A 24,930-nucleotide genomic window follows, 5' to 3' on the forward strand; every position below is an offset into this window, starting at 1 on the left:
CAAAAATCAGAACATAGGCCGCCTATCATTGGAACACTCTCCTTTCGATACTCGGAGGTGTCCCATACCACGACAAGGACAACTCCATGGACATGAAACTGCTACTCGACTGGCGTCTGCACCTGACGGTGGTGCTGGCGTCGCTGCTGGCCGAAGCGATCGGCATCCTGCGCATTCCTCTCGGTCCCGGCACGCTGTTGCTGCTGCCGCTGTTCTACGCCTTCCTGATCGGTGTGTTGCTCAATCCGCACCTGTTCTCGGGCATGCAGCGGATCATTCCCAAACGGGTCAGCAACGCCGCCGGCCCGCTGATCATGATCTCCATCCTGCCCTTCATCGCCAAGTTCGGCTCCACCATCGGTCCGGCCATCGAGCAAATCATCGCCGCCGGACCCGCGCTGATCCTGCAGGAACTCGGCAACCTCGGCACCATGCTGCTGGCACTGCCTTTCGCCGTGCTGGTGCTGCGCATGGGACGCGAGGCCATCGGCGCCACCTACTCCATCGCCCGCGAACCCAACATCGCCATCATCTCCGACAAATACGGCCTGAGAAGCCCCGAGGGGATTGGCATCATGGGGGTCTACGTGGTGGGCACCATGTTCGGCACCCTCTACTTCGCGCTGATGGCCGGCTACCTGGCCTCGCTGGACGTCCTCGACATCCGCGCCCTGGCCATGGCCTGCGGCGTGGGTAGCGGCAGCATGGTAGCGGCCTGTTCCGGCGCCCTGGCCGAAGCCGCGCCCCATCTGCGCGACGAACTGCTGGCCTTCTCCGGCGCCAGCAACCTGCTGACCTACGCCACCGGCCTCTACGTCTCCCTGTTCATCGCCCTGCCCGCGGCCGAATGGCTCTACAAGCGTCTGGGCGGCGCCCCCCTGCAGGAGGTTCGCCATGAAAGCTGATACCACTTCCGCACTGAACGCCGAGGCTCTCGAGGAGCTGCGCCCCGAGCAGCAGCTCGGCAAGACCGCCCTGTTGCTGGCCGTGGTGTGCGTGGCGGCCTGGTTCTCGAACATGATCAACGGCGCCCCGCTGCTCCAGGCGCTGCCCGGCATGATCCTGCTCTACGCCATGGTCATGCTCGGCTTGGTCATCGGCCGCTTCGTCCCGTTCTACCTGCCCAGCGTGGCCTGGGTCTCGCTGGTCAGCATCGCCATGACGCTGCCCTTCTTTCCCGGCAACGCCTGGATCGTCGGCCAACTCGCCCACGTGAACTTCCTCGCCGTGGTGACGCCGGTACTGGCCTATGCCGGCCTGGCGCTGACCGGCCGCGAGTTCACCATGTTCCGCCAGACCGGCTGGAAGCTGGTGATCGTCTCGCTGCTGGTGTTCACCGGCACCTTCGTCGCCTCGGCGTTCATTGCCCATCTGATTATCTGAGGAGCCGCTCATGGATGACAGCCTGCTGCCGACGCCGGACCGCCTCACGGCCTGGCGCCACGACTTCCACCGCCACCCGGAGACCGCCTTCGAGGAGCATCGTACCGCCAGGCGCATCGCCGAGCTGCTGCGTCAGGCCGGCCTCGAGGTCGTTACCGGGCTGGGCGGCGGCACCGGCGTGGTGGCAGTGCTCGACGGCAGGCGCGGCCCCGGACGCGCCATCGGGCTGCGGGCCGACATCGATGCCCTCGACGTCGAGGAGGCCAACCGCTTCGACCACGCCTCCCAGGTGCCGGGCAAGATGCACGCCTGCGGCCACGACGGCCACACCACCATGCTGCTGGGGGCGGCCTTTGCGCTGGCCGCCGACCCGGACTTCGCCGGGCGGGTGGTCTTCATCTTCCAACCGGCGGAAGAGAGCGAGGGCGGCGGTCGCGTGATGGTCGAGGAGGGGCTCTTCGAGCGCTTTCCCATGGAAGCCGTCTACGGCCTGCACAACTGGCCCGGGCTCGCCGTGGGCGAGGCGGCGGTGCACGACGGCGCGGTGATGGCCGCCTTCGACGTCTTCACCCTGAGGCTCAGCGGGCGCGGCTGCCATGCCGCCATGCCTCACCTGGGCAGCGACACCATCCTGGCCGCCTGTCAGCTGGCCAGCCATCTGCAGGGGCTGATCAGCCGTGAGACGTCGCCCCATCAGAGCGCAGTGCTCAGCATCACCCAGTTTCACGCCGGCGACGCCTTCAACGTGATTCCGGAGACGGTGGAGCTGCGCGGCACGCTGCGCTGCTTCGACGGCAAGCTGCGCGACTATCTGGAGCGGCGCTTTCGCCAGGCCGTCGAGGCGCTGGCCGGCTTCCACGACCTCAGGGTCGAACTCGACTACCAGTCGCGCTATCCCGCCACGATCAACGCACCCGAGCATGCGGCACGCTGCGCCGGAGTGCTCGAGACGCTGCCAGGCATCACCCGCGTGCATCGCGACCTGCCGCCGAGCATGGCTTCGGAGGACTTCGCCTTCATGCTCGAGGCCTGCCCCGGCGCCTACATCTGGCTCGGCAACGGCGTGGAGAGCGCGGCACTGCACAACCCCACTACGACTTCAACGACGCCATCGCCCCGCTCGGCGTGGCGTACTGGCAGGCGCTGGTCACGACCCTGCTCGACGACTGACGGCGCCTTTCGCCACTGCTTCCATGGCCGCAGCGCTGCTGCGGCCCGGATCGACGCGCCTGCCAAACACGACATCCTGCATCTTCTTGAGGAACGACCATGAGAATCTGCGTTATCGGCCTCGGCCAGATGGGCGGCAACATGGCCCTGACCCTGCAAGCCGCCGGCTTCGACGTCACCGGCAGTGACCTGTTCGACAGCGCCCGCCAGCGCCTGGCCGACAAGGGGCTGTCGGTGGTTGCCCCCGACGAACTGCCACCGAGCGACGTCTACCTGCTGTCGCTGCCCACCTCGGCCCAGGTGCGGGAGGTGATCGAGACCGCCCCCGGCCTGCTCGGCCTGGCGCCGAAGGGCAGCGTCATCGTCGATACCTCGACCTCGGATCCGGTGGTCAGCCGTGAGCTGGCCGCCAAGGTCGAGGCCGCCGGGCTGGCGTGGCTCGACGCCCCGGTCAGCGGCGGCCCCAAGGGGGCGGCGACGGGCAAGCTCGGCATGCTGCTCGGCGGCGAGACGGCCACCATCGAACGCCTGGCGCCGATGCTCGAGGCGATGTCGGCCCGCTACACCCACGTCGGCGGGCCAGGCAGCGGTCATGTGGTCAAGCTGGCCAACAACTACCTGTGCGCCGCGCACCTGCTGACCACCGCCGAGGCGGTGGCCATGGCCGCCCGTGCCGGGGTCGACCCCGCCGCCTGCCTGGCCGGACTCAACAGCGGCTCGGGGCGCAGCGCGGTCAGCGAGGTCAACTTCCCCGAGTGGATCCTCTCCGGACGCTTCGACTCCGGCTTCACCACCGGCCTGATGCGCAAAGACCTGCGCCTGGCCCGCGCCGCCGCCGAGCGCCTCGACATGCCGCCGGGCCTGCTCCAAGCCGTGGTCGAGGCGTGGCACGCCGACCCCGAGCACCCCGCCGACGGCGACGACTTCAACCGTATCGCCGGCGCACGGCTGGCTGCCGCCACCCCCGCCGAGGAGAGCGCATCATGAACCGTCTCAATCGACAGGCCCGGGAGCGTCTCTCGACGCTGCTCGATGGCTTCGAGCTGCAGGGCGCAACGCCTCGCTCCAACTGGATCGACGGTACCGCCTGCCCGGGCGAAGGCGAGACGATCACGCTGGTCGATCCCGCCACCGGTGAGGCGCTGCTCGACTACCGCGATGCCGGCCCGGCCCTGGTCGAGCGCGCCGTCGCTAGCGCCACCCGGGCGCAGCAGGCGTGGATGGCGCTCACCGCCAGCGAGCGCGGCCGGCGCATGAACGCCGCCGTGCGCGGCCTCGAAGGTCACGAGGAGGCGCTGGCCCAGCTCGAAAGCGTGGTGGCCGGCAAGCCGATCCGCGACTGCCGCGGCGAGGTCGGCAAGGTGCGCGAGATGTTCGAGTACTACGCGGGCTGGTGCGACAAGCAGCACGGCGAGGTGATCCCGGTACCCACCAGCCACCTCAACTACGTGCGTCACGTGCCCTATGGGGTGGTGGGACAGATCACACCGTGGAACGCGCCAATGTTCACCTGCGCCTGGCAGCTCGCCCCGGCCATCGCCGCCGGCAACGGCGTGGTGCTCAAGCCCTCCGAACTCACCCCCTTCACCTCGGTGGTGATCGCCCGGCTGCTGGAGCAAGGCGGCCTGCCCAAGGGGCTGGTCAACATCGTCAACGGCCTGGGGCCGAGCACCGGCGCGGCACTCACCGGCAACGAAGGCATCAGCAAGCTGGTATTCGTCGGCTCGCCCCAAAGCGGTCGGCTGATCGCCGAGGCCGGAGCGCGGCGGCTGGTACCGAGCGTGCTGGAGCTGGGCGGCAAGTCGGCCAACATCGTCTTCGCCGACGCCAGGCTCGACGACGCCGTGGCCGGTGCCCAGGCGGCGATCTTCGCCGCGGCGGGACAGAGCTGTGTGGCCGGCTCACGACTGCTGGTCCAGCGCGAAGCGTTCGAGGAAGTGACCGAGCGGTTGGCACGTGCCGCGGCCGGGATCGAAGTCGGCCTGCCCGGTGACGAGGCAACCCGCATGGGGCCGCTGCAGAACGCCCGCCAGTATGCCCATGTGACGCGCATGATCGAGGCTGCCGTGGCCGCTGGGGCACGGGTGATCGCCGGTGGCAACCGCCCGGCGGGGCTGCCCGACGAGGCACAGGGTTACTTCCTCGCCCCCACCATGCTGGTCGACGTCACCCCCGAGATGGAGATAGCCCATGAGGAGGTGTTCGGCCCGGTGCTGGTGGCGATGCCCTTCGATGACGAAGAGGAGGCCGTACGCCTGGCCAACGCCACCCGCTTCGGCCTCGCCGGCGCGGTGTGGACCCAGGACCCGGCCCGCGCCCACCGCGTCGCCGCTCAGCTGCGCGCCGGCACGGTGTGGATCAACGGCTACAAGGCGATCAGCGTGATGTCGCCCTTCGGCGGCTTCGGCGACAGCGGCTTCGGCCGCTCCAGCGGCCTCGACGGCCTGCGTGAGTACACCCTGCCCCAGAGCGTGTGGGTGGAGACCGCCGGCGAAGCCAGCGTGGCGATGGGCTACGGCAACGGCGTGGGCTGATCGCCGCCCCCCGAAGCGCTCTCGAGGGAGGGCGCTTCGGCGCCACGGAAGGCCTGCATCCAGCGCTGCAGGTGGCGCAGCAGCAGCACGCTGGCCTTGGGCTGCTGGCGCCCAATGCGGGTGACCATGTGCGCTTGGGAACGCAGGAACAGGGGGTCGTCGACCGGACGCGCCACCAGCGTTCCCGCTTCGAGATCGCGGGCCACGGCAAAGGCCGGCAGCAGGGTGATGCCCATGCCGCTGCGCACGTACTGCGCCAACACCGCCATGGAGTTGGTATTCATGCTCATGCGCGGACGCAGCCGCGCCTGGTGAAAGGCCTGGTCGACCATCTGCCGCACCTGGTGGCTGGGATCCCACATCGCCATCGGCTCCTCGCTCAGTTGAGCCAGGGTCAGGGGCTCCGTCTCTTCGGCCAGCGGATGCTCGGGCGGCAGGATGGCCATCAGCGGCTGCGGGCTCGAGACCCAGAAGCGCAGCTGGTGGTGGGTACGTTCATGAAACATCAGGCCGATATGGGCCTGTTCATCGATGATCGCCTCGATGATGCCGGAGGTGCCGGCCAGGTGAATGTCGAGCTGGATACCGGTATAGCGTTCGGTGAACTCGCGCAGCGGCTTGGCGATCAGGTCGCCGACGAAACCTTCGCCCACCACCAGTGACACGGTGCCGGTCTCCAGCCGCTGGTAGGCCTCCAGCGAGGCGATGAAGCTCTCGTCGAGGGCGCCGCGCCGCTCGCAGTATTCCAGCAGCATCTCGCCCACCGGGGTAGGACGGATGCCGCTGCGCTTGCGCTCCAGCAGGGTAGCCCCCAGCGCCTCTTCGAGCAGGTTGAGTTGCCGGCTCACCGCCGAGGGGGCGATGTCGAGCCGCGCGGCAGCCTGGCGTACCGAGCCGGACTCGAGGGTGACACGAAAATAGACCAGCCGCTGGTGGGGAATGTCCACGTCACGTCACGCCGTGAAAGTCTGTCGGGAGGCGGTCAAAGCTGCTTGAGCAGCTTCTGCAATTTCTTCAGATCGGCCGAGTCGCCCACCAGGCGTACCTGACCTGCCATCATGCCGTCGAGAAAGGCCTGCTGGGTCGGCTTGCGCAGCACGCGAATGGCGCTGGCGGAATCGGCGAAGCGCAGCTCGAGGTCGAGATCCACCGGCAGTCCCGCCCCGGTCTGGATCGCCTGTGGCGACATGCGGTAGTGCCGCGCGATGGAGAGATCTTCGGTGGCGATCCCCCAGTCGAGCCGCCGCGCGTCGGTGAGGGCCTGGCGGAAACCCGGCTTGCGACGCAGGGCTCGCTTGAGCATCACCCCCAACAGCCACAGCATCAGTCGCAGCTTCATGTCGAATCCGATTCGAGCGAGGGAATGAGGTATCGCGGCCTGACGGGACAGGCCGCGCCACGAGAGGAACCGCTGACAGGATCAGCGCTTGCCGACGGCGTCCTTGAGCCCCTTGCCCGGCTTGAAGGCAACGGTCTTGCTGGCCGGAATGGCCAGCGGCTGGCCGGTCTGCGGGTTCTTGCCGGTACGTGCGGCACGCTCGCGCACGGTGAAGGTACCAAACCCGATCAGTGAAACGTCTTGCCCCTGGGCCACGCTGCCGGTGATCTCGTCGAGGATGACGTTGAGCACCTGGCTGGCCTTGTCTTTCGAAAGTTCTGCGCGTTCGGCAATTGCCGCAGCAAGTTCTGGCTTACGCATAAAGCCCTCCTGGTATTGGCTATGTCCCGGCACCGATGCCGGTGAGTTGTTATTCATCGATGGTCACGCTCGTGCCGCCTGTCACTTCCCCGGGAGAGCCCCGTTCCCTTTGTTTGGGTTCTTCTGTTTTGGGTCTTCCCTTGCTCTTGAAGCGTCAAGCGAGCTGACATTCGTTTGGCACGGCAAAAAAACCGGCCGAAACGTTGACGTCACTAGCCTAGCAACGGCGGCGCCGCTCGCGCCAGCTCAACTTTCCGCTTCACGCACGCTCCTGTCAACGCAAAACCGAGCAAACGTTCGTCTACGTCCTCGGCGAGAGCAGCCAGATCACCTCCTTCACCCTCGATCCGCCAGCGAGCCGGCGTCTGCAGCGGTGGCAGGGCCACCACCGGCAGCAGAGGGGTTTTCACCAGTACCGGCCAGGCGCCATAGCTCACTTGGGTAGGACTGCCGGCAAGCGTGCGCGCCAATGCCTTGGCGCTGGCCTGCAGCGGCTGGACATACATGGCGTTGACCCCAGCCACGCAGGCCACATCGCCCAACGCATGGATGCCAGGTGCCGAGGTTCGTAGGTAGCGGTCGACCTGGATCCCCGTTGGCCCTGCGGCCAGTCCGGCGGCCTGCGCCAGCTCGATGCGGGGACGCAGCCCCGTCGCTACCAGCATCAGGTCGGCCTCGAGCCGGCTGCCGTCGTCGAGTGCCACGCCGACATCGCTACCGACCCGTTCCAATCGCTCCACACCACGCCCCAGGTGCAGGCTGATACCGGCCGCGGCAAAGGCTTCACCCAGCGCCCGCCCCAACGGCTCCGGCAGCAAACGCGGCAGTGGCGCCTGCTCCGGCGCCACCAGGCTAACCCGGTGGCCACCCGCCGCCAGGTCGTTGGCGAACTCGCTGCCCACCAGGCCGGCGCCGATGATGGCCACCCGGGCTCGCTGGCCGAACGCCTCGAGCGCGGCATGGAAGTTACGATAGTCGTCCAGGTCGTTGATGCTGAAAACGCGGTCGGCAAGCGCCTCGGGGATGGCAAATGGCACGCTCGGGGCGGCACCGGTAGCCAGCACCAGTTCACCGTAGGCCAGGCGCTCTTCACCGATGTGCAGGCAACGCTCCTGCGCGTCGATGGCGTCGACCCGGGTATGGGTACGTACCACCGCGCCCAGCTGAGCGGCTACCTCCAGCGCCGAGCGTGCCGCCAGCTTCTCGGGGGCCAGGCGCTTGGCGAAACCGGTGGAGAGCAGCGGCTTGGAATAGTCGTCGCCGCTATCGGCCGTAATCAGCGTCACGGGGCAGTCGGCATCCAGCATGCGCAACTGCTTGAGCAGGCCGATGCCCGCCATCCCGGAACCGATGATAGTGAGAGGTGCGCTCATGGGCCTCCTTGGAAAACGCTGTCCATACCACGGGCGAAACGCTGCATGGCGCGCGCAAGTGCGTCAGGACCGCATGTTACACTATGCGCCCCATATTCGACCCGGAGGTGCCGGTGACCCGGAACGACACGGAGCGCCACGCCAAGCCCCCTCGCGCTCCCATCTGGCGCCCCTTGGCCGCAAGCCAACCCGCGATGAGTCCGGCCTGGTGGGCCTGGGTGGCCACGCGGGATTCGCTCACCGCCCGGCTGATCGACGCCGGGGCGGGGCGTTCCTTCCGCGTACGCCTGCTCGCCCAGCGCCTGGGCAAGCCAAGCCTCGACGAAGCCCAAGCCCTGGGCCAGCCCCATGGCCGCCTTGCCTGGCTGCGGGAAGTGGCACTATGTCTCGACGAACGCCCCTGGGTGGTGGCGCGCTCGGTGGCGCCGCTGGCACAGCTGCGCGGCCAACGCCTCGAGCGGCTGGGCGAGCGTTCGCTGGGCAGCTGGCTGTTTCGTCAACCCGACCTGGAGCGTAGCCCCATCGAGGTCACCGCCGCTCCGGCCCCCTTCCATCCGCTGGACGGCCCCTGGGGGCGTCGTTCGGTGTTTCGTCACGGCCGTTTCGCGGTACTGGTGCAGGAGTTCTTCCTCGACCAGATGGCGGATGATCTGGCGCTGCCATCGCGTTAGGATGAGCGCGATCGTTTGAGGAGAACACGATGGATCGCTCCCTGATGCGCCCCAAGGGGCTTGCCCGCCTGCCGGACTTCCTGCACCTGATGCGGCTGGATCGCCCCATCGGCACCTGGCTGCTGATGTGGCCCACGCTGTGGGCCCTGTGGGTGGCCGCCGCCGGGGTTCCCGAGCGCCACCTGCTGCTAATCTTCGTCGCCGGGGTCTACCTGATGCGCGCCGCCGGCTGCGTGATCAACGACTACGCCGACCGCCACTTCGACGGCCACGTCAAGCGCACCCGAAACCGGCCTCTGGCGACCGGGCGTATCAGCGAGCGAGAGGCCAAGGCCCTGTTCGCCACCCTGGTCGCCTCGGCCTTCGTGCTGGTGCTGTTCACCAACCTGTTCACCATCCTGCTCTCGCTGGTGGGAGTGGCGCTGGCCTTCGTCTACCCGTTCATGAAGCGCTATACCCACCTGCCGCAGCTGTTCCTCGGCGCCGCCTTCTCCTGGGCGATCCCGATGGCTTTCGGTGCGGTGCTGGGGGACGTGCCCCTCGAGGCGTGGCTGCTGTTCGCCGCCAACGTGGCCTGGACGGTGGCCTACGACACCGAGTACGCCATGGTCGACCGCGACGACGACCTCAAGATCGGTATCAAGTCCACCGCCGTGCTGTTGGGCCGTGCCGACAAGGCGGCCATCGGAGTGCTGCAGCTGGTCACCCTGGGCCTGCTGGGCTGGGTCGGGCTGCGCCTCGAGCTGGGCGTGTTCTTCTGGCTGGGACTGGCGGGCATGGCCGCGACCTTCCTCTATCAGCAGTTCCTGATCCGCCATCGTGAGCGCGATCGCTGTTTCCAGGCCTTCCTCAACAATCACTGGGCGGGGCTGCTGGTATTCGCTGGCATCTGCCTGAGCCTGTGGCCCCCGGTCGGGATCTAGCCCGGCTATGGCGGCATTGTCATCCAAGTGTCATGATGACGTGGTGAGATCGTCACCGACCCGTCACTGACCGCGAGGCTTCGGGATGACCGCCAAGACCGTTCTGATCGTCGATGACGAAGCGCCGATCCGCGAGATGATCGCGGTGGCGCTGGAGATGGCCGACTATCGGGTGCTGGAGGCTGCCAACGCGCAGAGCGCCCACAGCATGATCGTCGACAACCAGCCCGACCTGCTGTTGCTCGACTGGATGATGCCCGGCACCAGCGGCATCGAGCTGGCACGCCGGCTCAAGCGCGAGGAAGCCACCCGCGAACTGCCGATCATCATGCTCACCGCCAAGAGTGAAGAGGACAACAAGATCCAGGGCCTCGAGGCTGGCGCCGACGACTACATCACCAAACCCTTCTCACCGCGTGAACTGGTGGCCCGGCTCAAGGCTGTACTGCGGCGCACCACGCCCAAGGGAGTCGAGGAGCCGGTAGAGGTGGACGGCCTGGTACTCGACCCGGTCAGCCATCGCGTCAGTGCCGATGGCAAGGCGCTGGAGATGGGCCCCACCGAGTACCGTCTGCTGCAGTTCTTCATGACGCACCAGGAGCGTGCCTATACCCGCAGCCAGTTGCTCGACCAGGTATGGGGCGGCAACGTCTATGTCGAGGAGCGTACCGTGGACGTGCATATCCGCCGCCTGCGCAAGGCCCTGGGCGATGCCCACCAGCATCTGGTCCAGACCGTTCGCGGCACCGGCTATCGATTCTCCAACAAGGTCTGACGTTGCGCCCCTGGAGCCATGAACTCTGGCGCCTTGGCCTGCTCGCCGCCGCCGGCGCCCTGTTCGGCTGGCTGCTGGGCGCTCCCGGGCTCGGGCTCGCCGCCGGCCTCGCCTTGCGCCTGGCCTATCACCTGCAGCAGCTCCACGCCCTGCGCCGCTGGCTCGCGCGCAACCCCCACAGCGAACCGCCCGCGGCCACCGGACTGTGGGGCGAGCTGTTCGACCGTCTTTACCGCTACCAGAAGGGCCAGCGGCATACCCAGCATCGCCTGCAGGCAACCCTGAAGCGCATCCAGGAATCCTCCGAAGCGATGCGCGACAGCGTGGTAATGCTCGACCAGCATGGCGACCTCGAGTGGTGGAACAGCGCCGCCGAGCGCATGCTGGGCCTCAAGGCCGCCCATGACCGCGGCCAGCACATCACCAACCTGGTGCGCGACCCGCGCTTCGTCGCTTACTTCAACGCCCGCGATTATCGCGAGCCGTTGACGCTCCCCTCGCCGGTGGACGAACGCATGGTGCTGCAGTTCCAGATCACGCTCTACGGCGACGACGAGCGCCTGGTGATGGCACGCGACATCACCCGACTGCATCGCCTGGAGGAGATGCGCCGCGATTTCGTCGCTAACGTCTCCCATGAGCTGCGCACGCCATTGACGGTATTGGCCGGCTACCTCGAGACCTACGTCACCTATGCCGAGCAGCTGCCGCCACGGCTCGCTCAGGGGCTTTCTCGCATGCAGGAGCAGACGACCCGCATGCAAAACCTGGTCAACGACCTGCTGCTGCTGTCACGCCTGGAGATCGACCGCGGCGGCGAGGACCATTTGCCGCTGGCCATGGCCACGCTGCTGGAAGAAGTACGCCGCGACGCCGAGGCGCTGGCGGCCGGCCGCCAGCAGATCCGCGTGGAGCTCGAGGAGAAGCGCCGCCTGCTCGGCAGCGACAGCGAGATCCACAGCGCGCTGTCCAACCTGGCCTCCAACGCGGTGCGCTACACCCCCGAAGGCAGCCACATCGTGCTGCGCTGGAAACCGCACCCCAAGGGCGCCTGCCTGGAAGTGGAGGATGACGGCGAGGGCATCGATCCGGTCCACATTCCGCGTCTCACCGAGCGCTTCTACCGGGTCGACAAGGGACGCAGCAGCGAAAGCGGGGGCACCGGGCTGGGGCTCGCCATCGTCAAGCACGTGCTGCTGCGCCACGACGCCTACCTGGAAATCGAATCCCACCCCGGCCAGGGCGCCCTGTTCCGCTGCGTGTTCCCCGCCTCCCGCCTGATGGCGACCGAGCTGGCCACCGGCTGACGACTGTCGCTGTGCCCCATTCTTGTGTATGCTCTGTATTAGCAGGTTGTTTTTAAACCATTTTTCTCGTGTCCCGCCTGGCCGTACAGGCTGCGTCAACGACACGGCACGGGCACTGCAAGGGACTCCTGAATGGCAAGGAAACAGGACGAGATCAGGCGTCAGAACAGGGAAAGAATCTTGCTTGCCGCCGAGTGCGTCTTCGCGGAAAAAGGCTATGCCGGGGCATCGATGGGCGACATCGCCAAGCTCGCCGAACTGCCCAAGTCCAACGTGCATTACTACTTCTCCACCAAGGAGGAGCTCTATCGCGAAGTGCTCCTGGAGCTCCTCGAGGTGTGGAAACAGGATGCCCTGTGCTTCGAACTCTACGACGACCCGCGCATCGTACTTGCCACTTATATTCGCGCAAAGATGCAGCACTCCCGCAGCCGTGCCCACGGCTCCAAGGTCTGGGCAGCCGAGGTGATGCAGGGCGCTCCCATTCTCAAGGAAGAGCTGCGCGAGAATCTCTACGAGTGGGCCAAGCTCAAGGAAGCCAAGATTCGTGAGTGGATCGAGAACGAGCGCATCCTGCCGGTGGAGCCCTCCTATCTGCTTTACATGATCTGGGCCTCGACCCAGCACTACGCCGATTTTAACTACCAGATTGCCCTGCTCAACGACGACCACCCCTCGACGACCTGCAGTTCGAGAAGGCGGTACAGACGGTTACCGCCGTGATCCTGCGTGGGATCGGCCTCTCCCCCTGAGGGTCGAGGGAACGGCGACACCTCCCGAAGGTGTCGCCGACGATGCTACAGGGCACTGGCGGCGCTCTTGCGGAACGGGTTGCGCGGGTCCTCCTCCCAGCTCATGTAGGGCTTGCCCGTTTGTTGCGGCAGCATGCTGATGCAGTCCTGCACTGGGCAGGTGATCTGGCACAGGTTGCAGCCCACGCACTCCTCCTCGATCACTTCGTAGCGCCGCGCACCGCCGGCATCGACCAGCTTGGCGATGGACTGGTGCGAGGTGTCCTCGCAGGCGATGTAGCAGCGCCCGCACTGGATGCACTTGTCCTGGTCGATATGGGCGATGGTCTTGAAGTTCATGTCGAGGTGCTTCCAGTCGGTGGTGTTGGCCACTGCCTGGCCGGAAAAAGCCTCGATCGAGCCGTAGCCCTTCTCCGCCATCCAGCGCGACAGGCCGTCCTTCATTTCATCGACGATACGAAAGCCATGCAGCATGGCAGCGGTGCACACCTGCACGCTGCCGGCACCCAGCGCCAGGAACTCCGCCGCGTCGCGCCAGTTGGACACCCCCCGATACCGGAAATCGGCAGGCTGCGAGTGGGCGCGTCGCGGGCAATTTCCGCCACCATGTTGAGCGCAATGGGTTTGACCGCGCTGCCGCAGTAGCCGCCGTGGGTGCTCTGGCTGCCGACGGTGGGGCGGGCCACCATGGCGTCCAGGTCGAGGCTGGTGATGGAGTTGATGGTGTTGATCAGCGATACCGCATCGGCGCCACCGCGCAGGGCGGCCTGGGCCGGGGCGCGGATGTCGGTGATGTTGGGAGTCAACTTCACGATCACCGGCCTGGAGTAGTACTGCTTGCACCAGCGGGTGACCCGTTCGATCAGGTCCGGGTTCTGCCCGACGGCGGCGCCCATACCGCGCTCCGGCATGCCGTGGGGGCAGCCTAGGTTGAGCTCGATGCCGTCGGCCCCGGTGGCCTCGACCAAGGGCAGGATGTGACGCCACGCGGCCTCCTCGCAGGGCACCATGAGCGACACGATCAGCGCGCGGTCGGGCCACGCCTTCTTGACCTCGGTGATCTCACGCAAATTGATGGCCAGCGAGCGGTCGGTGATCAGCTCGATGTTATTGAAGCCGAGCACTTCGCGGTTCTTGCCGAAATGGGCCGAGTAGCGTGACGAGACGTTGACCGCGGGCGGATCCTCGCCGAGGGTCTTCCACACCACGCCGCCCCAGCCCGCCTCATAGGCCCGCACGACGTTGTAGGCCTTGTCGGTGGGCGGGGCAGACGCCAGCCAGAAGGGGTTCGGTGCCTTGATGCCGGCGAAGTCGACGGAGAGGTCGACGCCATTGACGAGTTCGCGGCTCGATTCATTGGTGAATGCGCTCATGCAGCCTCCTGCTGGATCATCAGGGCCTGGTGGATGGCGCGTGCGGCAAGCTTGCCGTGCTGCACCGCCTGTACGGTGAGATCCTGCCCCGGTGCGATGCAGTCGCCACCGGCATAGACGCCGGGGAGCGAGGTCTGGAAGTCGTCGTCAACTTGGATTCGCTCGCCGTCGCGCACCAGGCTTGCCGCCAGCGGGTCGCTGAGGCTGGCGCCATCGAAGCCCTGGCCGATGGCCTTGAAGATGGCATCGGCAGCAAGGTCGAAGGTTTCGCCGGTACCTGTCAGGCGGCCGGCCTCGTCGCGCGTCTTCTCGAAGCGCATGCCGGCCACCCGTCCCTCGCCATCGAGTAGCACCTTCGCGGGCCTGGCCCAGGTCAGCATGCGAACGCCGTTGGCCTTGGCGATCTCCTGCTCGTGGCCGGTGGCCGACATCGCCTCGAGGCCACGCCGATAGACCAGCGTGACCTCCTCGGCACCCAGCCGAGACATCTGCGTCGCCATGTCGATGGCGGTATTGCCGGCGCCGATCACGACGCAACGGCGGGCCAGTGGCAGCCCGGCAAGGTCGTCGGCCTGACGCAGCTCGCGGATGTAGTCGACGGCGGGCATCATCCCCGGGGCCGCTTCACCGGCCAGGCCCAGCTCGCGGCTGGCACCGAGCCCCAGGCCAAGGAACACCGCATCGAAGTCGTCACGCAGCTGCGCAAGATCCAACTCGCGCCCCAGCCGCTGGCCGTAGCGAATCTCGATGCCGCCGATGCCGAGCAGGAACTCGACCTCGCGGCGGGCGAAATCGTCGGTCATCTTGTAGCGGGCGATGCCGTATTCATTGAGCCCGCCGGGCTTCGCCTCGGCTTCGAAGATCGTCACCCGGTGCCCGAGCATCGCCAGGCGATGGGCGCAGGAGAGCCCCGCCGGGCCGGCTCCGACCACTGCCACGTGACGACCGCTGTCGGCGGCACGCCGGAACGGGTGCCCGTCGAAACGCATGTGATCGGTGGCGTAGCGCTGCAATAGCCCGATCAGCACCGGCTGGCACTCTTCGTGGTGATTGCGCACGCAGCTCTGCTCGCAGAGGATCTCGGTGGGGCAGACCCGCGCACAGCTGCCGCCCAGGATGTTCTGCTCGAGAATGGTGTGTGCGGCACCGTTGATGTTGCCCTCGCCGATCTGGCGAATGAAGCGCGGAATGTCGATGTCCGACGGGCAGGCCTCGATGCAGGGAGCATCGAAGCAGTACAGGCAGCGCTGGCTCTCGATCTGCGCCTGGCGTTCGCTGAGCGGCGGATGCAGGTCACTGAAACCCTCGGCAAGCCGGGTCGCGTCATAGGCCGGGGCTTCACCGACCCGGGGCAGGTGGTTCAAAGAGTGGGTCACGGTCGTTACCTCGTTGTTCTTGGCTGTATGTCGCCGGGCTGGACGCCGCCGGTTATGGCGTCCTTAATCGCGCTTTACCGCCTGCGGTGCGTGGAGTTCGGCGCGACGCTTGAGCAGGTCGAAGACGCCAGGGTAGGCCGGGCGCTCCAGGTAACGGCCGGCACCGCGTTCGGCGCGCAGCTCCCCATCGCGCCATACCCACTTGCCCTGGCTCACGGTATGACGGGGAATGCCGCGCACCGTCCTGCCTTCGAAGATGTTGAAGTCGACGTTCTGGTGATGGGTTTCGGCCGAGATGGTGCGGGTGCCGCTGGGATCCCACACCACCAGGTCGGCATCGGCACCGACTTGTATCGAGCCCTTGCGCGGGTAGAGGTTGAAGATGCGGGCGGTATTGGTGGAGGTCAGCGCCACAAAGTCGTGGATCGACAGCTTGCCGCTGTTGACACCTTCATCCCACAGCACTGCCATGCGGTCTTCGACGCCGGCGGTACCGTTGGGAATCTTGGTGAAGTCGTCCTTCCCGGCGGCCTTCTGATCGGCGCAGAAGCAGCAGTGATCGGTCGCGGTGGTCTGTAGATTGCCCGACTGCAGGCCATGCCACAGCGCCTCCTGATGCCCCTTGGGACGGAACGGTGGGCTCATCACGTGGGCCGCGGCACGTCCCCAGTCGGTATCCTGATAGACGCTGTCGTCGAGCACCAGGTGGCCGGTCAGGCATTCGCCGTAGACCGGATGGCCCTGCTGTCGGGCGTAGGCGATCTCGTCGACGGCATCGCGGGTCGAGACGTGGACCAGGTAGATGGGGGCCCCAAGGGTACTGGCGATGCGAATGGCGCGGCTCGCCGCCTCGCCCTCGACCTGTGGCGGCCGCGACAGCGGGTGCGCCTCGGGCCCGGTCATGCCCTCGGCCAACAGCTTCTGCTGCATGTGGTAGACCAGTTCGCCGTTCTCGGCGTGCACCGTGGGTATCGCGCCAAGCTCCAGGCAGCGCGAAAAGCTCTGCACCAGGATATCGTCGGTGGCCATGATGGCGCCCTTGTAGGCCATGAAGTGCTTGAAGCTGTTGACGCCGTGCTCGCGCACCAGGGTGCCCATCTCCTCGCTCACGCTGTCGTCCCACCAGGTGATGGCGACGTGAAAGGCGTAGTCGGCGGCGGCTTTCTCGGCCCAGCCGCGCCAGGTGCCGAACGCCTCCATCAGCGACTGGCCGGGGTTGGGGATCACGAAGTCGATGATCGAGGTGGTACCGCCAGCGAGCGCCGCGGCAGTGCCGGTGTAGAAGTCCTCGCTGGCCACGGTGCCCATGAAGGGCAACTGCATGTGCGTGTGCGGGTCGATGCCGCCCGGCATGACGTACAGGCCGTCAGCATCGATCACCTCGCCGCCGGCGGGAGCGTCGAGGCCAAGGCCGATGGCCTGGATCTTGCCGTCGGCGCACAGGATATCGGCCCGGTAGCTATCGCTATGGGTCACCACGGTGCCGCCACGAATCAAGAGGCTCATGTCGCGTTTCTCCCTTTCGTTGTTGTCTTCATTCGCCGTCGGTGAGACGCCCGTAGGCTTCCGGGCGACGGTCGCGGAAAAACTGCCAGTTGTTGCGTATCTCACGCACCATCGCGAGGTCGATCTCATGAACCAGCAGTTCGTCCGCCTTGTCGCTGGCCTGGGCCTCGATCTGCCCGCGCGGATTGACGATGTAGGAACTGCCGTAGAATTCGCCGATGTTCCACGGCGCCTCGGTGCCGACACGGTTGATGGCGGCAATGAAGCAGCCGTTGGCGGCGGCGGACGCGGGCTGCTCGAGTTCCCACAGGTACTGGGATAATCCGGCCACGGTCGCCGACGGATTGAAGATCACCTCGGCACCGTTGAGTGCCAGCGCCCGCCAGCCCTCGGGGAAGTGGCGGTCGTAGCAGATGTAGACGCCGATCTTGCCGTAGGCGGTATCGAAGACCGGCCAGTCCGACTTGCCCGGCTTGAAGAAGAATTTCTCCCAGAAGCCGGCGACCTGGGGGATGTGGGTCTTGTGGTACTTGCCCAGGTAGCTGCCGTCGGCATCGAACACGGCAGCGGTGTTGTAATAGACGCCGGTCACGGTCTCCTCATAGATCGGTACGACCATCACCATGCGATGCTCGGCGGCAAGCTTTTGCATCATTCGGCAAGTGGGGCCATCCGGTACCCGTTCGGCGGCCGCATACCACTTCGCATCCTGGCTGGGACAGAAATAGGGCTGGTTAAACACTTCCTGAAAGCAGAGCACCTGCACGCCGGCCTGGGCAGCCTGCTCGATCAGCGGCAGGTGTGCCTCGTTCATGGCATCGCGAATCGCCGCGGGCTCCAGGTCGGTACTGGTCTTGAGGCCCATCTGAATCAGGCCAATCGTCATCTTCTGCATCTCTTCGATCCTGTTGTGATTGTTGTCAGCCTGCGCTTTCCGCATCGGCACGGGCAATTTCAAAAAGCTGACTCAACAGACAGCTTTTTGAAATTAGTTGCTCTCCCACGGGATAGCAAGACTCAAACGTTGAATTCGCCATGGCCTGACTCAAGCTCTTGTCGAGCAAGGAAAAATCATCGCCTCATCAGGCGTTTGCACCAGAGCGAAGGAGGAATGCCCCAACTATGAACTTATGCTGTATTTTTATTTTGCTTTTTAAATCAAAAGTTTATGTTTTAATTTTGGTAATTAAAATTAGCCTGTTAAGGAATCTTGAACCAAATTGGAAAGTGACTAGTCTGTCATGAGGCGCTTTTCCGTGGGGAGCGGAAACCTCCTCAGTAGTCTTTGCCCAGCTCACCCTTAACATTGCTGTCTTTATAGTCAGCTTTTAAAACATAAACTTAGCATTCGGAAAGTGTATCGAGCTGGACGATTCGGCGCGGGAGTCAGCCAATCGAATGGCAATGGGCATACATATTGCTTCTTGCCGGCAAGACCAAGACCAACACAACAATGAGCTCATGCACCGAGTGACGGAGAACAACAATGACCCAGTCATCGAGGATGTTGGACAGGAAGGGCCTGATCGAACTCGAGGTAGGCGACGACTTACGCAATAGTCCACGGTTCAACGACGACATCGCACCCACCAAGGCAAGTGAAAGGACCTGGTCGAGATGGAACATCGCCGCGCTCTGGGTCGGGATGTCGATCTGTGTGCCCACCTATACCCTAGGCGGCGTTCTGACCGCCTATTTCGGGCTCAGCGTGGGCGAGGCCCTGTTGGCGATACTGCTGGCCAACGTGATCGTACTGATTCCGCTGACGCTGAACGCCTTTCCCGGAACCAAGTTCGGCATTCCCTTCCCGGTGGTGCTGCGCTCTTCGTTCGGCATCCTCGGCTCCAACGTGCCCTGCCTGATTCGCGCCCTGGTCGGCTGCGGCTGGTTTGGCATCCAGACGATGTTCGGCGGCCTAGCCATTCACCTGCTGCTCGCTGCGCTCTTCCCGCCCTGGCAGGCATTGGGGGGCATCGGCGAGGTCATCGGCTTCTTCGTTTTCGGGGCGATGAATCTCTACGTGGTGATCCGCGGGGCGGAATCGATCAAGTGGCTGGAGACGCTGGCCGCCCCCCTGCTGCTGGCAGTTGGCATCGGGCTGATGTTCTGGGCCTGGCCGCACATGTCGATGACCGAACTGCTGGCACAGCCTCCCTCGCGTCCGGAAGGCGCTTCGGTCGTTGGCTACTTCCTCGCCGGCCTGACGGCCATGGTGGGCTTCTGGGCCACGCTATCGCTCAACATCCCAGATTTCAGTCGCTTTGCCAAAAGCCAGAAGGATCAGATCGTCGGCCAGGTGCTGGGCCTGCCCCTGACCATGTTCTTCTTCGCCGCCCTCGGCGTGGTGATGACGGCCGCCTCGGAGTCCCTGGTCGGTCGAACCATCGCTGACCCGGTCAACCTCATCGGCATGATCGATAATCCGTTCTGGGTCGGCATTGCGATGGTGCTGATCATCGTGGCCACGATCTCGACCAACACGGCAGCCAACATCGTCTCGCCCACCAACGATTTCCAGAACGTGGCGCCCAAACTGGTCGACCATACGCGTGGCGTGCTGCTGACCGGCCTCGTGGGCGTGCTGCTGATGGGCTACGACCTGCTGCAAAAGGCGGGAGTGATCGGTGCCGGCGTCTCGCTGGAGCAGATGTACTCGAACTGGCTGCTGGGCTATTCCAGTCTGTTGGGGCCCATTGCGGGCGTCATGGCGGTGGATTATTTCCTGATCAAGCGCCAGCGGCTCGACGTACCGAGCCTCTACCAGGACGGCCGGGTCTACCCCGCCTTCAACCTGGCCGGCTTCATCGCCTTCGGCGTTCCCGTCTCGCTGACCCTGCTGTCGCTGGCCACCGGGACCATGTACTGGTTCTATGACTATGGCTGGTTCACCGGCTCGCTGTTGGGTGCCGTACTCTACTATGTCATGAGCCTGATGCTGACTCCGGCCGGTCAGGCCGTGCAGGCAACCGCCATGGATATGGAGCGCCACCTGTGAGTCGACCCGCATGAGAACGCTCGGCTAGCGGCCCCTCAAGTCGCGGCGATATCACGCTCGCCGCGATAGTGGCGATCCCACATCAGCACGGCGCCGGCGACGGCGCCGGGCAGCAGGAACAGGTTGGCCAGCGGGATCCAGGTGATCAGCGTCACCCAGCCGCCGAAGGTGAGGGTCTGCCAGGAACGCGAGGCGAGCCGACGACGCATGTCGGCGAAGCTCACCTTGTTGTTGTCCATGGGGTAGTCGAGGTAGGTGATGGCCATCATCCAGGCCGAGAACAGCGCCCACAGGAAGGGCGCGGCGACGTTGAGCGCCGGCACCCAGCTGAGGATGAACAACGCCAGGGCCCGCGGCAGGATGTAGCCGAGCTTGACCAGCTCACGCCCCAGGGCGTCCACCGCGGTACGCGCCAGGCCGCGATCGTCGAGCGGCGGCCGGCCGGTGGCCTGCACTTCCACCTTGGCCGCCAGGAAGCCGTAGAAGGGCGCGGCGATCAGATGGGTCACCAGGGTGAAGGTGAAGAACACGATCAACACCAGGCTGACCACGAACAGCGGCCAGATCAGCCATTCCAGCCAGCCGAGCCAGGCCGGCACCAGGGCCATCCAACTTTCCAGCCAGCCGCCGAAGTGGCTTACCACGTAGTAGAGCATGGCCGAGTAGACCGTCAGGTTGACGGCGATCGGGGCGTAGACGTAGCGACGCAGGCCGCGGCCGTAGACCAGCCGCGTCCCGCGAGACAGCGCCGTGAAGGCATCCAGCATCGGAATCCTCTTCCCATCACTCCTTGCGCGTCAGCGCATCTTCATCGATCTGGTCGGGGTCCATGTGGCGGATATCGAGCCCCTTGACCAGGTAGATGACGTACTCGGCGAGATTGTCGGCATGATCGCCGACCCGCTCCAGCGCGCGCAAGATCCACATCACGTTGAGTACCGGGCCGATGGCGCGGCTGTCCTCCATCATGAAGGTCATCAGCGAGCGCATGGCGCTGCCGTACTCGTCGTCCACCGAGTCGTCCTCGTGCACTACCTGCAGCGCCAGCTCGGTATCAAAGCGTGCGAAGGCGGTCAGCGCATCGCGCAGCATGCGCCGCACGTGCTCGCTGATGTGACGCACCTCGACCAGACCGCGCACGTTGTTGCCGCTGTCGATCAGCGTCAGGGCGTTGCGTGCGATCTTGCTCGCTTCGTCGCCGATCCGCTCCAGGTCGGCGGTGGCACGGATCACCGCCAGCACCAGGCGCAGGTCGGAGGCGGCCGGCTGGCGCCGGGCCAGGACCCGCGTGCACTCATCGTCGATCTTGAGCTGCATGGCGTTGACGTCTCGGTCTCGGTCGCGCACCTTCTCGGCCAGGCGGCTGTCGCTGTCGAGCAGCGCCTGGATCGCCTCCTGGACCTGCTGCTCGACCAGCCCGCCCATGGTCATCAGTTGGGTCTTGAGCGCCTCCAGCTCCTGGTTGAACTGGCGGGAAATGTGTTGGCTATGAGTTTCGCTGGTGATGTCCATCGTGCTCTCCTCGGGTCGCGGTAGACGTTCCCGTTCAGGCCATGCGACCGGTGATGTAGTTCTCGGTGCGGCGCAGGCTGGGGTTGGTGAACAGGGTGTCGGTGGGGGCGTACTCCACCAGTTCGCCATCCTGCAGGAAGGCGGTGTAGTCGGAGACCCGCGCCGCCTGCTGCATGTTGTGGGTGACCAGGATCAAGGTCAGCTGCGACTTCAATCCGCGAATCAGCTCCTCGATCTTGAGCGTCGAGATCGGGTCCAGCGCCGAGGCCGGCTCATCGAGCAGCAGCACCTCGGGGCGTACCGCCAGCGAGCGGGCGATCACCAGGCGCTGCTGCTGGCCGCCGGAAAGCGACCAGGCCGAGGCGCGCAGGCGATCCTTCACTTCCCCCCACAGCGCTGCGGCATCCAGCGCCCACTCGACGATGTCGTCCATGCGCCGGCGCGTCAGTCCTCCCTGCAGACGCAGGCCGAAGGCCACGTTGTCGTAGATCGACATGGGGAAGGGGTTGGGTACCTGGAACACCATGCCGACGCGTCGGCGCAATTCGTCCACGGCCACTTGCGGTGCGTGGATGTCCTCTCCTTCGAGCAGGATCCTGCCCTCGTGACTCACCTCCTCGTTGAGGTCGTGCAGGCGGTTGAGTGCACGCAGGAGGGTCGACTTGCCGCAACCCGACGGGCCGATGAACGCCGTGACACGATGCCGGGGGACGCGCAGAGAAATATCGCGCAGCGCCCGCTTGTCGCCATAAGCCAGGCTCAGCCCCTCGATCTGGAAGCAGCTGGCCTCGGGGGCGAAGTCGATGATCGAACCCGTGGCGGACGGCTGAAAGCGCGGCGGCATGGTCATCGGTGGGCGTTTCCTCAACATGGGCGCGGCTGCACGCCGTGACGCGCGCGGAAATAATGGCGCAGGAATATGGCAGTCAGGTTAAGCACCAGGATCACCAGTACCAGCAATAGCGCAGTGGCGTAGACCAGCGGCATGGCCGCCTGCACATCGTTGCCGTGAAAGGCGGTATCGTAGATGTGGTAGCCTAGGTGCATGAACTTGCGCTCAAGATGGAGGAACGGGAACTCGCCGTCCACCGGCACCTGGGGCGCCAGCTTGGCCACCCCAACCAGCAACAGCGGCGCCACCTCCCCGGCAGCGCGAGCGATTGCCAGAATCACCCCGGTAAGCATGGCCGGCACCGCCATCGGCAGTACCACCCGGGTCAGGGTCTCCAGCCGCGTGGCACCCAACGCCAGGGCGCCTTCACGCTGTTGCACGGGGATCCGCGCCAGCCCCTCCTCGGTGGCCACGATCACCACCGGCAGCGTCAACAGTGCCAGAGTCAGCGAGGCCCATAGCAACCCTCCGGTACCGAAGGTGGGCGAAGGCAGGGCATCGTTGAAAAACCACTCGTCCAGCGAGCCGCCAATACCGTAGACGAACACACCAAGGCCGAACACGCCATAGACGATCGACGGCACCCCCGCCAGGTTACGCACGGCAATGCGTACCAGATGCGTCAAGCGGCCCTGATGTGCCACCTCGTTGAGGTAGACCGCCGCCAGCACGCCGAAGGGGGTCACCAGCAACGACATCAGCAGCACCATCAGCACGGTGCCGAAGATAGCCGGCCATACGCCACCGGCCGCGTTGCCATCGCGCGGCCCCTCGGCGAGAAAACGCCATACGCCACGCCCCCAGGCCCCCAGCTTTTCGACCGTCGACATGGCGTTGGGTCGCCAGGCGCGCAGCACCTCTTCCAGCGGCTGTACCAGGCGCCGCCCGTCGACGCTCTCGAGCAGCGCTACTTCGCCACGCATCGCCTCCTGCAGGGCACGCACCCGTTCGTTGGCCTCGGCCAGCGCCTGCCGCGCCTGGGCATCGCTCGGGTCGACATCCAGCCGTCTAATCAGCGGCCTGATCACCTCCCGACGCAGCCGTTCGCGCTCGCCGCGCAGCTCCTGTAGCGTCGCCAGGCGTGCCTGCAGTCGCTCCCAGGTCGCCTCCTGTGCCTGCGGCTCCTGCACGCTTTCGGCGTCGCCCAGTGCCACCAGCCGGCCGATGAATTCCCCGTACCGGCTCCGCTCCAGCACGATCAGGTCCTGTGGAGTCTCGCTCGCGACGATGTCGTTCACCGGCAGCCAGTGCCATACCTGGCCGTCGAGATCGCGGTTGGCAGTGAAATAGAGCCGCTCACGCCCTGCGCTTTGCTCCAGCGGCAGTTCACGCACTGCGCGTCCGGACAGCAGCCGGCCATCCTCCATCTCGACCTGCGCTACCGCCGCGGGCCAGAAGTGGCCCAGCCCACGGGTGGCGAGGAGCAGCAACAGCCCGCCCAGCATCAGCAGCGACAGCGCCACGCTACCGGCAGCCAGCCAGGCCCAGGGCCCTTCCGAGCGGATCGGACGACGCTTGGCGCGGTTCGCTCTCATGGCGCACCGTCGAGCCAGCGATAGCGGCGCCGCAGCCGGCTTCTCACCACTTCGGCCAAGGTATTGACCAGAAAGGTGAACAGGAACAGCAGCAGGGCCGCCAGCATCAGCAGCAAATAGGCCTCGCTGCCCGGCACCGCTTCGGGCAACTCCACCGCGATGCCTGCCGCCATGGTGCGCATGCCCTCGAAGGGGCTCAGGCTCATCAGGGCGGTATTGCCACTGGCCATCAGCACGATCATGGTTTCGCCCACGGCGCGCCCCGTGCCGATCATCATCGCGGCGAAGATCCCGGGAGCCGCCGCCGGCAACACCACCCGCCACAGCGTCTGCCAGCGGGTGGCCCCCAGCGCGTGGGCGCCCTCGCCGAGTCGAGACGGCACGCCGGAGAGCGCATCCTCGGCCAGCGCGTAGACACTCGGCATTACTGCGAAGCCCATGGCCAGTCCCACGATCATGGCGTTGCGCGTGGCATAGTCGAGCCCCAGTTCGCGGTTCAGCCAGATACGCAGGCTGCCGTCGAACAGCAGCGCCTCGAGCCCGGGCGCCAGCGAGAAGGTGGCGAACACCAGCAGCATCAGCCAGGGCACCAGCCACAGGCCGGCACGTGCCAGCGAAAAGTACCGCCGCCAGGTCGCAGGCAGCCGGCGCCAGATGGCGGCGGCCAGGAGCACGCCCAAGGGCAGTACCAGCAGCAATGCCAGCGAGCCGGCCAGGTGCCGCTCCACCCAGGGCGCCACCACCAGTCCGGCAACGAAGCCGATCACCACCCCGGGGAGCGCCTCCATCATCTCCAGGGTGGGCTTCATGCGACTGCGCAGCCGTTGCGACATGAACAATGCCGAATGGATCGCGGCGCCCAAGGCCAGGGGAATGGCAAACAGCATCGCCCACAGGGCCGCCTTCAGCGTGCCCCAGGCCATGGGTGTAAGTTCCAGGCGAATGCGCGCCGGGTCGAAGACACCCCCCAGCAGGGCCGGCAGGACTTCCAGCACCAGAAACACGCCGATGGCGAGCACGGCCACTATTACACCGATGCCTCCAGCCATGATCAGGGCGGTAGCCAACCGATCGCGCTGCCGACGCCACAGGGACCGAGAGGAGGAAGCGGAAGTGGGCTCTATCATGATCGGCAGCGTATAACGACTCGATGA

23 protein-coding genes and 1 pseudogene are annotated in these 24,930 nt (G+C 65.9%); 11 read left to right on the forward strand and 13 right to left on the reverse strand.

Annotation, left to right across the window (positions count from 1 at the left end; translation table 11 throughout):
- Positions 1-86: 86 nt before the first annotated feature.
- From EKK97_RS23055 to EKK97_RS23075, 5 genes are read left to right on the forward strand one after another with little or no spacing between them, the layout of a single operon-like run.
- On the forward strand, positions 87-905 hold the full coding sequence (locus EKK97_RS23055; protein WP_159555537.1) for a DUF3100 domain-containing protein: 819 nt from the start codon (positions 87-89) through the stop codon (positions 903-905).
- Positions 895-1,383, forward strand: coding sequence for a hypothetical protein (locus EKK97_RS23060; RefSeq protein ID WP_159555539.1), 489 nt, complete (start codon positions 895-897; stop codon positions 1,381-1,383). The genes EKK97_RS23055 and EKK97_RS23060 overlap by 11 nt, the downstream gene beginning before the upstream one ends.
- Before the next feature lie 10 nt (positions 1,384-1,393).
- Positions 1,394-2,656: an amidohydrolase gene (locus EKK97_RS23065; RefSeq protein ID WP_340162907.1), complete on the forward strand. Its 1,263-nt coding sequence runs from the start codon at positions 1,394-1,396 to the stop codon at positions 2,654-2,656.
- Positions 2,653-3,540, forward strand: a complete 888-nt coding sequence (locus tag EKK97_RS23070; RefSeq protein WP_159555541.1) for an NAD(P)-dependent oxidoreductase — start codon at positions 2,653-2,655, stop codon at positions 3,538-3,540. Before EKK97_RS23065 ends, EKK97_RS23070 begins: the two co-directional genes overlap by 4 nt.
- Positions 3,537-5,087, forward strand: coding sequence for an aldehyde dehydrogenase family protein (locus tag EKK97_RS23075; protein WP_159555543.1), 1,551 nt, complete (start codon positions 3,537-3,539; stop codon positions 5,085-5,087). Before EKK97_RS23070 ends, EKK97_RS23075 begins: the two co-directional genes overlap by 4 nt.
- On the opposite strand, the gene EKK97_RS23080 is transcribed toward EKK97_RS23075, so the two are convergent.
- The 4 genes from EKK97_RS23080 to EKK97_RS23095 form a co-directional block, all read right to left on the reverse strand.
- A complete protein-coding gene (locus EKK97_RS23080; protein WP_159555545.1) occupies positions 5,066-6,034 on the reverse strand; it encodes a LysR family transcriptional regulator in 969 nt (322 codons plus the stop codon). The genes EKK97_RS23075 and EKK97_RS23080 overlap by 22 nt on opposite strands.
- Positions 6,035-6,069: 35 nt before the next feature.
- Positions 6,070-6,426 (reverse strand): hypothetical protein, encoded by a 357-nt coding sequence (locus EKK97_RS23085; protein WP_159555547.1) that lies wholly within the window; start codon positions 6,424-6,426, stop codon positions 6,070-6,072.
- Positions 6,427-6,507: 81 nt separating this feature from the next.
- On the reverse strand, positions 6,508-6,786 hold the full coding sequence (locus tag EKK97_RS23090; protein ID WP_159555549.1) for an HU family DNA-binding protein: 279 nt from the start codon (positions 6,784-6,786) through the stop codon (positions 6,508-6,510).
- A 212-nt stretch (positions 6,787-6,998) separates the two neighbouring features.
- On the reverse strand, positions 6,999-8,159 hold the full coding sequence (locus EKK97_RS23095) for an FAD-dependent oxidoreductase (protein ID WP_159555551.1): 1,161 nt from the start codon (positions 8,157-8,159) through the stop codon (positions 6,999-7,001).
- Positions 8,160-8,272: 113 nt separating this feature from the next.
- On the opposite strand from EKK97_RS23095, the gene EKK97_RS23100 reads away from it, so the two are divergent.
- The 5 genes from EKK97_RS23100 (at position 8,273) to EKK97_RS23120 (ending at position 12,558) form a co-directional block, all read left to right on the forward strand.
- Complete coding sequence (locus tag EKK97_RS23100) at positions 8,273-8,830, forward strand: chorismate--pyruvate lyase family protein (RefSeq protein WP_234287083.1); 558 nt, start codon at positions 8,273-8,275, stop codon at positions 8,828-8,830.
- Between the two features lie 29 nt (positions 8,831-8,859).
- On the forward strand, positions 8,860-9,753 hold the full coding sequence (gene ubiA / locus EKK97_RS23105) for a 4-hydroxybenzoate octaprenyltransferase (RefSeq protein WP_159555553.1): 894 nt from the start codon (positions 8,860-8,862) through the stop codon (positions 9,751-9,753).
- An 85-nt stretch (positions 9,754-9,838) separates the two neighbouring features.
- A complete protein-coding gene (phoB, locus tag EKK97_RS23110; RefSeq protein WP_159555555.1) occupies positions 9,839-10,528 on the forward strand; it encodes a phosphate regulon transcriptional regulator PhoB in 690 nt (229 codons plus the stop codon).
- Between the two features lie 2 nt (positions 10,529-10,530).
- The gene (phoR, locus tag EKK97_RS23115; protein WP_159555557.1) at positions 10,531-11,835 is read left to right on the forward strand and encodes a phosphate regulon sensor histidine kinase PhoR; all 1,305 of its coding nucleotides are present in this window, start codon (positions 10,531-10,533) and stop codon (positions 11,833-11,835) included.
- 132 nt (positions 11,836-11,967) lie between these two features.
- On the forward strand, positions 11,968-12,558 hold the full coding sequence (locus EKK97_RS23120) for a TetR/AcrR family transcriptional regulator (protein WP_236551328.1): 591 nt from the start codon (positions 11,968-11,970) through the stop codon (positions 12,556-12,558).
- Between the two features lie 74 nt (positions 12,559-12,632).
- Here the strand turns inward: EKK97_RS23120 and preA are convergent.
- The 4 genes and pseudogenes from preA to EKK97_RS23140 form a co-directional block, all read right to left on the reverse strand.
- Positions 12,633-13,960, reverse strand: a pseudogene (gene preA, locus EKK97_RS23125) (NAD-dependent dihydropyrimidine dehydrogenase subunit PreA).
- Complete coding sequence (locus tag EKK97_RS23130; RefSeq protein WP_159555559.1) at positions 13,957-15,336, reverse strand: NAD(P)-dependent oxidoreductase; 1,380 nt, start codon at positions 15,334-15,336, stop codon at positions 13,957-13,959. The pseudogene preA and the gene EKK97_RS23130 overlap by 4 nt, the downstream one beginning before the upstream one ends.
- A 63-nt stretch (positions 15,337-15,399) precedes the next feature.
- On the reverse strand, positions 15,400-16,842 hold the full coding sequence (gene hydA, locus EKK97_RS23135; protein ID WP_159555561.1) for a dihydropyrimidinase: 1,443 nt from the start codon (positions 16,840-16,842) through the stop codon (positions 15,400-15,402).
- 28 nt (positions 16,843-16,870) lie between these two features.
- Positions 16,871-17,737 carry a nitrilase-related carbon-nitrogen hydrolase gene (locus EKK97_RS23140; protein ID WP_159555563.1) on the reverse strand — a complete coding sequence of 289 codons (867 nt, stop codon included), beginning with the start codon at positions 17,735-17,737 and terminating at the stop codon, positions 16,871-16,873.
- A gap of 591 nt (positions 17,738-18,328) precedes the next feature.
- Between EKK97_RS23140 and EKK97_RS23145 the strand changes: the two genes are divergently transcribed.
- Positions 18,329-19,837 (forward strand): NCS1 family nucleobase:cation symporter-1, encoded by a 1,509-nt coding sequence (locus EKK97_RS23145; protein ID WP_159555565.1) that lies wholly within the window; start codon positions 18,329-18,331, stop codon positions 19,835-19,837.
- Positions 19,838-19,872: 35 nt separating this feature from the next.
- Here EKK97_RS23145 and cysZ read toward each other — a convergent pair whose 3' ends face one another.
- Genes cysZ through EKK97_RS23170 form a run of 5 tightly spaced genes read right to left on the reverse strand, consistent with a single transcriptional unit; the run spans position 19,873 to position 24,903 of the window.
- A complete protein-coding gene (cysZ, locus tag EKK97_RS23150) occupies positions 19,873-20,604 on the reverse strand; it encodes a sulfate transporter CysZ (RefSeq protein WP_159555567.1) in 732 nt (243 codons plus the stop codon).
- Positions 20,605-20,620: 16 nt separating this feature from the next.
- Positions 20,621-21,349, reverse strand: a complete 729-nt coding sequence (gene phoU / locus EKK97_RS23155; RefSeq protein ID WP_159555569.1) for a phosphate signaling complex protein PhoU — start codon at positions 21,347-21,349, stop codon at positions 20,621-20,623.
- A gap of 34 nt (positions 21,350-21,383) precedes the next feature.
- Entirely contained in the window at positions 21,384-22,199 is an 816-nt protein-coding gene (gene pstB, locus EKK97_RS23160) for a phosphate ABC transporter ATP-binding protein PstB (RefSeq protein WP_159555570.1), read from the reverse strand.
- 14 nt (positions 22,200-22,213) lie between these two features.
- Positions 22,214-23,776, reverse strand: coding sequence for a phosphate ABC transporter permease PstA (pstA, locus tag EKK97_RS23165; protein WP_159555571.1), 1,563 nt, complete (start codon positions 23,774-23,776; stop codon positions 22,214-22,216).
- Positions 23,773-24,903, reverse strand: a complete 1,131-nt coding sequence (locus EKK97_RS23170; protein WP_159555572.1) for an ABC transporter permease subunit — start codon at positions 24,901-24,903, stop codon at positions 23,773-23,775. The genes pstA and EKK97_RS23170 overlap by 4 nt, the downstream gene beginning before the upstream one ends.
- Positions 24,904-24,930 lie beyond the last annotated feature (27 nt).

It is taken from the genome of Billgrantia tianxiuensis, from assembly GCF_009834345.1.
Classification (GTDB): Bacteria; Pseudomonadota; Gammaproteobacteria; order Pseudomonadales; family Halomonadaceae; genus Halomonas; species Halomonas tianxiuensis.